This is a genomic window from Ilumatobacter sp., assembly GCF_049588435.1.
In the GTDB taxonomy this organism is placed as follows: Bacteria; Actinomycetota; Acidimicrobiia; order Acidimicrobiales; family Ilumatobacteraceae; genus Ilumatobacter_A.
On record NZ_JBAVYV010000353.1, the window covers coordinates 1 to 11,489 of the forward strand.

The 11,489-nt window shown below is 66.0% G+C and carries 8 protein-coding genes; all 8 read left to right on the top strand.

Annotated elements, in window-relative coordinates; all coding sequences use genetic code 11:
* A partial coding sequence (locus WBV89_RS13710; RefSeq protein ID WP_423981913.1) for an ABC transporter substrate-binding protein occupies window positions 1-1,139 on the top strand: 1,139 nt, incomplete at its 5' end.
* A gap of 256 nt (window positions 1,140-1,395) precedes the next feature.
* On the top strand, window positions 1,396-2,880 hold the full coding sequence (locus WBV89_RS13715; RefSeq protein ID WP_423981914.1) for an ABC transporter substrate-binding protein: 1,485 nt from the start codon (window positions 1,396-1,398) through the stop codon (window positions 2,878-2,880).
* Between the two features lie 272 nt (window positions 2,881-3,152).
* The gene (locus WBV89_RS13720; protein WP_423981915.1) at window positions 3,153-4,649 is read left to right on the top strand and encodes an ABC transporter substrate-binding protein; all 1,497 of its coding nucleotides are present in this window, start codon (window positions 3,153-3,155) and stop codon (window positions 4,647-4,649) included.
* A gap of 161 nt (window positions 4,650-4,810) precedes the next feature.
* A complete protein-coding gene (locus WBV89_RS13725; RefSeq protein WP_423981916.1) occupies window positions 4,811-7,402 on the top strand; it encodes an ABC transporter permease subunit in 2,592 nt (863 codons plus the stop codon).
* A 1-nt stretch (window position 7,403) separates the two neighbouring features.
* A complete protein-coding gene (locus tag WBV89_RS13730; protein WP_423981917.1) occupies window positions 7,404-8,267 on the top strand; it encodes an ABC transporter ATP-binding protein in 864 nt (287 codons plus the stop codon).
* A complete protein-coding gene (locus WBV89_RS13735; protein ID WP_423981919.1) occupies window positions 8,264-9,052 on the top strand; it encodes an ABC transporter ATP-binding protein in 789 nt (262 codons plus the stop codon). Before WBV89_RS13730 ends, WBV89_RS13735 begins: the two co-directional genes overlap by 4 nt.
* A gap of 83 nt (window positions 9,053-9,135) precedes the next feature.
* Window positions 9,136-11,226 carry an ABC transporter permease gene (locus WBV89_RS13740; RefSeq protein WP_423981920.1) on the top strand — a complete coding sequence of 697 codons (2,091 nt, stop codon included), beginning with the start codon at window positions 9,136-9,138 and terminating at the stop codon, window positions 11,224-11,226.
* Window positions 11,227-11,233: 7 nt separating this feature from the next.
* Window positions 11,234-11,489, top strand: a 256-nt coding sequence (locus tag WBV89_RS13745) for an SDR family NAD(P)-dependent oxidoreductase (protein ID WP_423981921.1), incomplete at its 3' end; no start/stop codon positions are given.

Below are 11,489 nucleotides of genomic sequence, written 5' to 3' on the forward strand. Positions count from 1 at the left end.
CTGACTATGTCAACGCGGAGCTCGGTGGGTTGCAGGGTCGTCCGATCGAGATCGAGTTGTGCAAGTCGATCGTCGCTCCGGATGATTCGCAGCGTTGCGCGAACGAGCTGTCCGCATCGGGAGTGGAACTGGCGATCTCGACACTCAACTTCTTCGGCAATCACTTCTCGATCTACCAGGGTTCGGACATCCCGGTGCTCGTCGGCACGCCGATCACGATCGGTGACTTCACCTCCGAGGGTGTCTACGCGATCGGGGCCGGCGGTGGCTGCCTCGGTGCGCACACCGGCTTGGTCGAGTTCGCCACCAATGAGATCGAGGATCTCGAGGGCATCGATGTCCAGTCGGTTGGTGTGCCGTGGGCGGACACGCCTCCCGGTGTGGTCTGTTACAACGACCTCGAGGCGAAGCCGCTCGACGTGATCAACGGCACGGAGCCGGGTGATGCCGCCCGGGCCGGCGAGAAGCCGGATCTCACCTACGTCGGCGTGCCGGTTGCTCCGGCCGCTCCCGATGTGACGCCGCAGGCGACCGAGGTCCTGGATTCCGATCCCGACGTGATCATCTACTCGGCGCAGGGTGCCGACTGTTGGAACTTCGTCGATGCGATGGGTCGCCTCGGGTGGACCCCGCAGGAGACCCCGTTGGTGCTCTCGGGCTCGTGCACCGACTTCGACGCACAGCGCGCGGCGGGTGAGCTTGCCGAGGGTGTGTACTTCATTGGGAGCGGCAACTCGCTGCTGACTCCGTTGGACGTGCAGGAGCCGGGCAAGAACCTCGACGATGCAACCATCTATCAGGAGAAGGGCGCCGAGTACGGCCTCAGCCAGGACGACCTCTACAAGGGCTTCTCGACCCAGGGCTTCTCGGCGATCATGAACATCTGGGAGATGGCCAATCAGGCCGACGGTGAGGTCACCGGGCAGTCGATCGAGGACGCGTTCGCCGCGACCGACGGCACGTATCCCACCTTCGGTGGGCTGCCGCTCGACTGCGCCGGTGCGCCCGCCCCGTACGTTGCGGTTTGCAGCTCGGCATCGAGCGTCTCGCAGTGGAACGGAACGGAGTCGGTCAGCGTCATCTCCGAGCTCAGCGGGCTCGATCTCGTCGCCGGTACGGAGCTCCGCCCGGGCGGCTGAGCCGTCTCATCGAGGGAGTTCGGAAGCGGGGCACGCGCCGGTTGCGTGCCCCGCGTCGACGCGCCAGGGGACGTCCGGTGCGATCGCGAGAGTCGATCGGTGTCGAGACGAGGGCAGTGGACTTCGCCCCGCCTCGTCAGTTAATTGATCGATCGGTTACTTTCACGCGTCCGGGCGATCTGCTCGCTCGGCCTGCGGCCGAATCCGGACGCGGTGGGACCAGGTCCAGCTGTTGGACAACATGGGAGACACCGACATGAGAACACGATCGAATCAACGAACGCGACGGCTTGGAGCGGCGATCCTCGGCTTTGCGCTGGTGGCGGCTGCGTGCGGGGGTGACAGCGACGCCGACGAGACGGAGACGACCGAAGCGGTCGACGAGACCCCCGAGGCGACCGACGCCGCGGACGCGTCCGAAGGTGACGAAACCGACACGACCGACGCCACCGACGCCACCGACTCCGGCGAGGAGTCGGGCGACGGCGAGGACGCTGCGACGGGCGAGGAGGCGGCCGGTGAACCGATCAAGATCGGCGTGCAGAACCTCGAAGGCGACCCGGCCGGGTCCTTCCCCGAATACTCGATCGCGATCCAGGCCGCAGCCGACTACATCAATGCCGAACTCGGCGGACTCGGCGGACGCCCGGTCGAGATCGAGTTGTGCAAGTCGATCGTCGCACCCGACGATTCGCAGCGGTGCGCCAACGAGTTGGCGGCCGACGGCGTCGAGTTGGCTCTGTCGACGCTGAACTTCTTCGGGAACCACTTCTCGATCTACCAGGGTTCGGACATCCCGGTCATCGTCGGCACCGCCGTGACGATCGGTGACTTCACGTCGGAGGGCGTGTACTCGACGGGCGCGGGCGGTGGCTGTGTGGGCTTGCACACCGGCCTGATCGAGTTCGCCACGAACCAGCTCGAGGAACTCGAGGACATCGACGTCGAGACGGTCGGTGTGCCGTGGGCGGACACGCCTCCCGGGGTCGTGTGTTACAACGACCTGCTGGCCAAGCCGCTCGATGTGCTCAACGGGAGCGAGCCGGGCGACTCCTCCCGCGCCGGGGAGAAGCCGGACCTGACCTATGTCGGTGTCCCGATCGCTCCGGCCTCGCCGGACGTGTCGCCACAGGCGACCGAAGTTCTCGACGCCGACCCCGATGTGATCATCTTCTCGGGACAGGGTGCGGACTGCTGGAACCTGGTGGACGGTCTGGGCCGACTCGGTTGGACCCCCGACGACATCCCGCTGGTCCTGTCGAGCGGGTGTACCGACTTCGAGGCGATGCGCGCCGCCGGCGAACTCGCCGAGGGCATCTACATCGTGGGCACCTCGAGCGGCCTGCTGTCGCCACTCGATGCGCTGAAAGGTGACCGTCTCGAGGAGGCGACCATCTACCAGGAGAAGGGTGCCGAGTACGGAATGTCGGAGGACGACATCTTCAAGACCTTCGCCAGTGCCGGGTTCAGCGCGATGATGAACATCTGGACCCTCGCAGCCGACATCGACGGCGAGGTGACGGGTCAGGCGATCGCCGATGCGCTCGCCGCGACCGATGGCACGGGGGAGACCTTCGGGAGCACGCCACTCGATTGTGCCGGCGCGGTCGAGCCGTACGTCGCGGTCTGCAACACGACGCTCGGCGCCAACGTCTGGAACGGCGACGACCTCGAACTGCTCATCGAGGAGTTCAGCGGCTTCGAACTCGTGGCGGGAACCGAGCTGCGACCGGGCAGCTGATCTCGGGTCACCGAGACCTCTCGTGACGATGGTCGTGACCCGGTTCGCTCCGGGTCACGACCATCGGACACGGCTCGGATGGAAGCGCTGCTTCGTCCGAGGAGTCGAAGTAGTGCGAGAATTTTCGACCGGTGTGACGTCCGGCTCGTCGATTAATTGGTCGTTCGGTTACTTTTCACGAAATCGGGTGGTTGCGACCGCTCGGGAGGTGGTCGGGGGCCGGACGCCATGGATGACATATTCGATGAAACTCAATGGGGGAGATCATTCAGATGACGACACGATCCAGTCGGCGAACACGCCGAGTCACCGCAGCGATGTTCAGCTTCGCACTCGTCGCCGCAGCCTGTGGCAGCAGCGACGATGGCGGGGACGACACCGACACGACCGAGGCCAGCGACGACACTGCCGCCGAGGCATCCGATGACGCCGTCGCCGAAGGCGACGACACCGACACGACCGAGGCCGCTGACGCCGAGGCGACGGATGACACCGCTGCCGCCGACGGCGGCGACGAGGCTGCCGAGCCTGCGGGCGAAGCCACCGGAGAGCCGATCAAGATCGGCGTGCAGAACCTCGAGGGAGACCCCGCTGGTTCGTTCCCGGAGTACTCCGTCGCAGTGCAGGCAGCGGCTGACTACATCAACGCCGAGCTCGGCGGACTCGGTGGCCGACCGATCGAGATCGAGTTGTGCAAGTCGATCGTCGCACCCGACGATTCGCAGCGCTGCGCGAACGAGCTCTCCGCCGATGGCATCGAGCTCGCCTTGTCCACCCTGAACTTCTTCGGGAACCACTTCTCGATCTACCAGGGATCGGATATCCCGGTCGTCGTCGGCACCCCGCTGACGATCGCCGACTTCACGTCCGAGGGCGTCTACTCCGTCGGAGCCGGTGGCGGCTGCCTCGGCGTGCACACCGGCCTGATCGAATTCGCCACGAACCAACTCGAGGAGCTGGAGGGCATCGACGTCGAAACCGTCTCGGTTCCTTGGGCCGACACGCCTCCCGGCGTCGTCTGCTACAACGACCTCGAGGCCAAGCCGCTCGACGTCCTCAATGGCACCGAGCCTGGCGATTCCGCTCGGGCCGGCGAGAAGCCCGAGCTCACGCACATCGGCATTCCGATCGCACCGGCCTCGCCGGACGTGACGCCGCAGGCGACCGAGGTCCTCGAGAACGATCCCGACGTCATCGTCTACTCGGCGCAGGGTTCGGACTGCTGGAACTTCCTCGACGCACTCGGCCGTCTCGGCTGGACCGCCGAGGAGACCCCATTGGTGCTGTCGAGTTCGTGCACCGACTTCGAGGCGATGCGCGCCGCCGGAGAACTCGCCGAAGGCGTGTACCTCGTCGGCAGCTCGAGTGGCATGCTCTCGCCGCTCGACAGCCTCGAGGGCAAGCGCCTCGACGAGGCGACCGTCTATCAGGAGAAGGGCGCCGAGTACGGCATGTCCGAAGATGACATCTTCAAGACGTTCGCCAGCGCAGGATTCAGCGCGATGATGAACATCTGGCAGTTCGCCCAGGAGGTCGACGGTGAGGTGACCGGTCAGTCGATTGCCGACGCACTCGCCGCGACCGACGGCACCGCCGACACGTTCGGCAGCACGCCACTCGACTGTGCCGGTGCTCCCGAGCCCTACGTCTCGGTGTGTAACGCATCGGTCGGGGCCAACGTCTGGGACGGCGAGAAGCTCGAACTCGTCATCGACGAATTCAGTGGCCTCGACCTGGTCGCCGGAACCGAACTCCGCCCGGGCGGCTGACCCGAGCACGAATCGACTCGACCGGTCGAAGTAGGACGTTCTCGTCCCACCTCGGCCGGTCGGGTGATCCTCCACGATGTCCCCTGAGCCGCATGTGCGGCGCTGCGGACATCGTGAGCCGAACGATCTAACATCAATACTCCACACGACCGGGGGACGGCGTGAACGACATCATTTTCGATTTGATCGGTGGACTGGGCCTGGGGGCACTGTTCGCCATGCTGGGCGCGGGTCTCGTCGTGTCCTACAAGGGCTCGGGCGTCATCAACTTCGCCCACGGTGCACTCGCCATGTACGGCATGTTCACCTTCGACACCGCCTGGAACCGCGGCGAGCTGTTCCTGCCGTGGCTCGACTTCCTCCCGACCAAGACGCTCAACGTCCCGGTACGGATCACGCTCAGCGACAGCGGGGGATGGCCGTTTATCCCGTCGTTGATCATCGCTCTCCTGATGGCTGCTCTCCTCGGCCTCGCGATCCACTTTCTCGTCTTCAAGCCGCTGCGGAATGCAGCCCCGCTCGGCAAGGTGGTCGCATCGGTCGGAGTCCTGCTCTACCTCCAAGGTGTGGCGCTGCTGAACTTCGGCACGGCGTTCCCCCAACCCCGCAGTGTCGTTCCCGATGAGGTCGTCCAGAACTTCCTCGGACTCGGCAAGCCGTTCCCGCGCAACTCGATCTACGCATTCCTCTTCAGCCTCCTGTTCGGGCTGGTGCTCTGGGCCGGATATCGCTACACCCGCTTCGGGCTTGCAACACGTGCGGCGGCCGGCAACGAGAAGGGAGCGATCCTCCTCGGCTACTCGCCCCAGACGCTGGCAGCCGTCAACTGGGTGATCGCCTCCGTGAGCGCGACGCTCGCGGTGATCGTCGTCGGCCCGATCCAGGGCACGATCACCCCGATCGGCCTGACCGCACTGATCGTGCCCGCCCTCGCTGCTGCTCTCATCGGGAGTCTGCGTTCGATTCCACTGGCGATCGCCGGTGGTCTCGCGCTCGGCGCGGTCCGCAACCTGCTCGAACTCAACAAGGCGAGTTGGTTGGACGCCCCCGGGCTCACCTGGCTGCAGAACGGTGTGAGTGAGGCATTGCCGCTGATCGTCATCGTCGTCGTCCTGTACGTGAAGGGTCAATCGCTGCCGATCCGCGGCACGGTGAAGGAGCGAAGACTTCCGCTCGCTCCACAGCCGAAACGGATGTACGAGCACGCTCTGGTGTGGGTCACCATGATCTCGCTTCTCGCGTTCGTGTTCGAGAACTCCGGTGCACGCACCCGCTTCGCCGGATCCCTTCAGCAGGGTCTGATCTTCGCGATCGTCAGCCTGTCGCTCGTCGTCCTCACCGGCTACACCGGTCAGATCTCGTTGGCGCAGATGTCGTTCGCCGGGATCGCCGCATTCATCACGGCCCGCATGATGGCCGACGGTGTCGGACGAGGATCCAACCTCGTCCCCGTCGAGGGGCCCGGGTTGCCCTGGCCGATCGCCGGCTTCATCGGGGTGGTGGTCGCCGTGATCGTCGGTGTTGTCGTCGGCCTCCCAGCCGTCCGAATACGAGGCGTCCAACTCGCGGTCGTCACGATCGCGGCTGCGGTGGCGATCCAGTCGTTGTACCTCGAGAACGAGGTCATCACCCAGCTTCGGGCCGGTGTCCCCGCATTCGTCAAGGAACCGACGTTCTTCGGTCTCGACATCGCCGCTCGAAGCGTGCGCCAGCAGAACGAGAACCCTGCCTTCGTGGTGTTCGGAGGAGTCGTGCTCGCACTGTTGGGCATCGGCGTCGCGAACCTGCGACGCACCGGGATCGGACGTCGCTTCCTCGCCGTGCGGGACAACGAGCGTGCCGCAGCGGCGGCGGGGATCAACGTCTCACGCACGAAGTTGCTGGCGTTCATGCTCAGCTCGGGGATCGCCGGCATCGGCGGTGTGATGCTCGGCTTCAAGCAGGTCGAGGTGTCGTCGGCGAACTTCCTCTACGGGTTCAGCCTCTCGGTGCTGGCGTTCGCCTACCTCGCCGGCATCACGTCGATCAACGGGGCGATGGTCGCCGGCATGTTGTTGAGCGCGGGTGCACTGGTCCCCACGACGTCGAACTACTTCTTCGCCGGCACGAACATCGACAACTATCTCGCTCCACTCGGCGGTATCGGCATCATCGTCACCGCGATCATCCACCCGGAAGGTGTTGCGCCGTTCTTCGGGGAGGGGATGAGACACGCAGGAAACTGGCTCGTGAGCGCGCTCCCGGGCGCCGAGACCATCCGCAGCAACTACCGCGGTCCTCGCGGCGTGCTGGTCAAATCCGTCCTCGCCGCTGCGGTGATCGGATTCGCCTTCCTCGTCTACAACATCCAGTTGAGCGAGGTCGTCGAGTTCCAGATCCTGGGTTGGCTCGCCATCGTGGCGCTGGCACTGCTCGCCTTCGCCGCCTCGCTCGGCTCACTCTCACCGACGTTCGGTGAGGCCGGCTCCCAGTGGGTCGACTGGGCCAAGCGCTTCGGTCCGACCGCCCTCGTCGGCTACATCCTCGGCTGGATCATCTGGCCGCTGCGGGTCGATGAGTACGAGCGGTTCTGGATGCCGCTGCTGGGCGCCGGACTGGCACTCTTTGTCCGGAACATCTACCGTCTCATCCGGTACGGCACCGATGGCCCGGACACCGATGTCGTCGGCCGTCCACCACACGATCTCGGCGACATGGACCACCTCGATTCACTGCCCGCCCACGAGGGCGCGAACGCACCGGAGATGATCTGACATGGCACTGCTTGAAGCACGCGGACTCAGCGTCAACTATGGAGGTCTGTACGCCAACCGCGACATCGATCTCGACTGCCACGTCGGCAAACTCGTCGGGCTGATCGGTCCCAACGGTGCCGGCAAGACCACCTTCATCGACGCCATCACCGGCTTCACGCCGGTCTCGGAGGGGCGGGTCACCTTCGACGGTGTCGACCTCGCCGGGATGAGCCCGGACAAGCGGGCGAAGATCGGTTTGACCCGAACGTTCCAGTCGTTGGAACTGTTCGAGGATCTGACAGTGCGCGACAACCTGATGGCCGGCGCCGAACGAGCCCAGTGGCACTCGATCATCACCGACGTGCTGATGCCCGGCCGGAACGAGCGCCAGTATCGCGAGCAGGTCGACTGGGCACTCGACATCATGCGCCTGACCGATCGTGCCGACACCCTGCCGAGCGACCTGAGTCATGGACAACGCAAGTTGATCAGCGTTGCGCGGGCACTCGCCGCGAAGCCGAAGCTGGTGCTGCTCGACGAGCCTGCGGCCGGCCTCGACACGGCGGAGAGCCAGCTCCTCGGAGCTCACCTGCGTGAGTTCCTCCAGCACGACATGAGCCTGTTCCTCATCGACCACGACATGGGGTTGGTGCTGAACGTCTGCGACTACATCTACGTGCTCGACTTCGGCGAGATCATCGCGGCGGGAACCCCCGCCGAGGTGCGTGCCGACCCGGCCGTGATCTCGGCCTACCTGGGCGAGAACGCCGGCGAATCGCAAGCGACCAGCGGAGCGAGTTTCGGCAGCGAAGCCCACACCACCGGCGAGATCGCACATGCGATCGACGCCATCATCGAAGACGTGAGCGAGGAGACGCGATGAGCACCGACGCCAACACCACCGACGCCGACACGAGTGTCGATCCCGCGTCGGCTCCGAGCGGCGAACTGTTGGTCGACGTGCGCGGCCTCCACGCCGGATACGGAGGGATCCCGGTCGTCCGCGATCTGAATCTGACCGTCGGCAAGGGAGAAGTGGTTGCGCTGCTCGGCCCGAACGGTGCCGGCAAGACGACCACTCTGCTCACGCTCTCGGGTCTGCTCACGCCACTCGGAGGCGAGGTCATGGTCCTCGGCGAGCTCGTCGACGGATCTCGCCCGCACACGATTCCCCGGCGCGGTCTGGCCCACGTGGCCGAGGACCGTTCGCTGTTCTTCGATCTGACCGTCGACGAGAACATTCGTCTCGGGCTGACCGGAAACAAGAGTTCGCGCAAGGCGGCGTACGAGCGGGCGATGGAACTGCTCCCCGCACTGCAGCCGCTCGGAAGTCGGCAGGCAGGTCTCCTGTCGGGTGGCGAGCAGCAGATGCTCGCCGTGGCGCGGGCGCTCGTGTCGGAACCGAAGTGTCTGCTCGTCGACGAGATGAGCCTGGGGCTCGCCCCGATCATCGTCGAGCGGCTGCTCCCGATCGTCCGCGACATCGCCGACTCCACGGGGTGCGGTGTCCTGGTGGTCGAGCAGCACGTGCACATGGCGCTGGAAGTTGCCGACCGCGGGTACGTGTTGAACCACGGCGAGGTCCTCCTCCAAGGAACCGCAGCCGAACTGCTCGCCAACCGAGGGGTGCTCGAGGCGAGCTACCTCGGCGATGCCGCGCTGCACTGACGAGACGCGCAGCGTCGGGAAGGGCGCGACGATGACAGCGATGGAGTGTGCGTCCGCCGCGCGCGATCGGATGCGTTCAGCCCATGGGTGAATGGCCGTTCTACGCGCTCCTGGGCGTCGGAACCGGAGCGATGTACGCCGCGTTCGCGATGAGCGTCATCATCACATATCGCGGGAGTGGGGTCGTCAACTTCGCCGTCGGTGCGATGGCGATGATTCCGGCGATGGCATTCGCCGAGCTCCGCGAGAGTGGCGACCTTGTCATCCCGGTCGTCCTCCTGCCGAATCGTTTCGACCTCGGCGAGCCGATGGGCTTCGTCCCGGCAGCGCTGATCGGAATGGCGGTCGGCCTGATCGTCGCGGCCATCATCTACCTGCTGGTGATCCGCACCCTTCGTTCGGCCCCACCGGTGACGATGCTGGTCGCGACGGTCGGGCTGACGCTGGTCCTCCAATCACTCGCCGTGCGCGGGTTCGGGAACATCACGCTGCGCGTCTCCGCGATTCTCCCCGACGACGTCATCCACCTGGGAGGTCGACGGTTCCCGGTCGACCGGCTGTGGCTGTTGGGCGGGGTGTGTCTGCTCGCCGCCGGCGTCGCTGTCGTGTATCGGGTGACGCGTTTCGGACTGGCCACCCGAGCCTCGTTCCTCAACGAGAAGGGTGCGATCCTGCTCGGGCTCGAACCCGCACGGATCGGTCTCTACAACTGGTTGTTCGCAGCGGGGCTGGCCGGGTCGGTCGGGATCATCGGATCGTCGCTCGGTGGGGTGAGCCCGTTCACGTTCAGTCTGTTCGTCGTACCGGCGTTGGGTGCTGCGCTCGCCGCCCGGCTCAAGTCGATTCCGGTCGCCGTCGCAGTCGCGGTGGCGATCGGCAGCTTCGAGGCGATCGCCGTCCACATCGTGGCGCAACAACAGGTGCCGAGGTTCTTCCTCGGCGGGATCAGCGCGCTGGTGCCGTTCGTGGCGATCGTCGGTGCGCTGGTCATCGTCGGGAAACGGCTGCCCAACCGTGCGGCGATCCTCGAACGCGCCCAGGTACCGGTGAAACTCGCGGCAGCGAGTCGATGGATCTGGGCCGCCACGTTGGTGTTGTCGCTGATCGTCGTGACGTCAGGGGATTCCACGGTTCGGTTCGCCGCGTTGCAGACGATGTTCATCGCGACGCTGCTGATGTCGATCGGTGTCCTGACCGGCCTGATCGGGCAGGTGTCGCTCGCGCAACTCGCGCTCGCCGGGTTCAGCGCGTTCATGCTGTCGCGTTTCGACGGTGCGCTCCCGTTCCCGTTCGCGCCGCTGGCCGCGGTCGCCGTCACCGTCGTCGTGGGCACCCTCGTGAGCATCCCCGCGCTGCGTGTACGTGGGGTGCAGTTCGCGATCGTGACCTTCTCACTGGCGGTCGTCTTCGACGAGTTGCTGTTCCGGAGTCCGACGTTCGTGGGACGGGGCGGAATGGCGCAGGTCGCGTCCCCGTCGATCGGCGGATTCGAGTTCGGCATCTTCGACGGTGGAGAGTTCCCCGGCCGGTTGTTCGGCGTGCTGATGCTGGTCGTGACGGCGTTGTGCGCGCTCATGGTCCAAGGGGTCCGCCGAGGTCCGCTCGGTCGCCGCTTCCTGGCGGTCCGGTCGAACGAACGAGCAGCCGCAGCGTCCGGGATCAACGTCGCCGAGACCAAGGTGCTCGCCGCCACGATCGCATCGTTCCTCGCCGGGGTCGCCGGGTTGATGTTCGCCTACAAGGCGACGACGTTCAACGGTGGCGGGCTGAGCGCGCAGGACGGCCTACTCGTGTTGGCACTCGGCTACGTCGGCGGTGTCGGCTCGATCTCGGGTGCGGTCGTCGGCGGGATCCTCGCACCGTCGGGGGTGTTCATCGTGGTCGTCCTCGGAGGCGGGTCATCGCCCGACCAGTTCCTGATCACCGGGCTGGCTCTCGTCATCGTGGCGATGAAGTTCCCGCAGGGGATCGCAGGTTCGTGGCAGATGCTGAGGAGCAGGATCGCCGCGAATCGCATCGGTCCGTCGCTTTTCGCCACACCGGTCGATGCGGACCTCGTGATGGTCGAGACCGGTCGGACGGGAGACCAGGGTGACGCCTCGGCGTCGGCCAGCTCCGTCGGTGCGTCCGGGGACTCGTCCGAATGGTCCGACGACAGCGGCTGGCGACCATGATGGGTCGATGACGAATTCCGACTCCGAACCCGCCGAAGCCGGTGCGTCGACATCGGCAGCGTCACCCGCGCCCCGATCGATGTTCGCGCTCGATCTGCTCGAGGGTTCGACCGCGCTGGTCACCGGTGGTGGAACGGGTCTCGGACTCGCGATCGCTCACGGACTCTCCGCGGCAGGTGCCGATGTCGTGATCGCTGCCCGCCGCCAGGACGTCCTCGACGAGGCCGCCGCCGGGATCACCGCCGTCACCGGGAACCCGGTCG

What these genes read in the sequence shown, in the direction of transcription:
- WBV89_RS13715 (WP_423981914.1), top strand. Translation starts at nt 1,396, where the DNA reads ATGAGAACACGATCGAATCAACGAACGCGACGGCTTGGAGCGGCGATC.
- WBV89_RS13720 (WP_423981915.1), top strand. Translation starts at nt 3,153, where the DNA reads ATGACGACACGATCCAGTCGGCGAACACGCCGAGTCACCGCAGCGATG.
- WBV89_RS13740 (WP_423981920.1), top strand. Translation starts at nt 9,136, where the DNA reads ATGGGTGAATGGCCGTTCTACGCGCTCCTGGGCGTCGGAACCGGAGCG.
- WBV89_RS13730 (WP_423981917.1), top strand. Translation starts at nt 7,404, where the DNA reads ATGGCACTGCTTGAAGCACGCGGACTCAGCGTCAACTATGGAGGTCTG.
- WBV89_RS13735 (WP_423981919.1), top strand. Translation starts at nt 8,264, where the DNA reads ATGAGCACCGACGCCAACACCACCGACGCCGACACGAGTGTCGATCCC.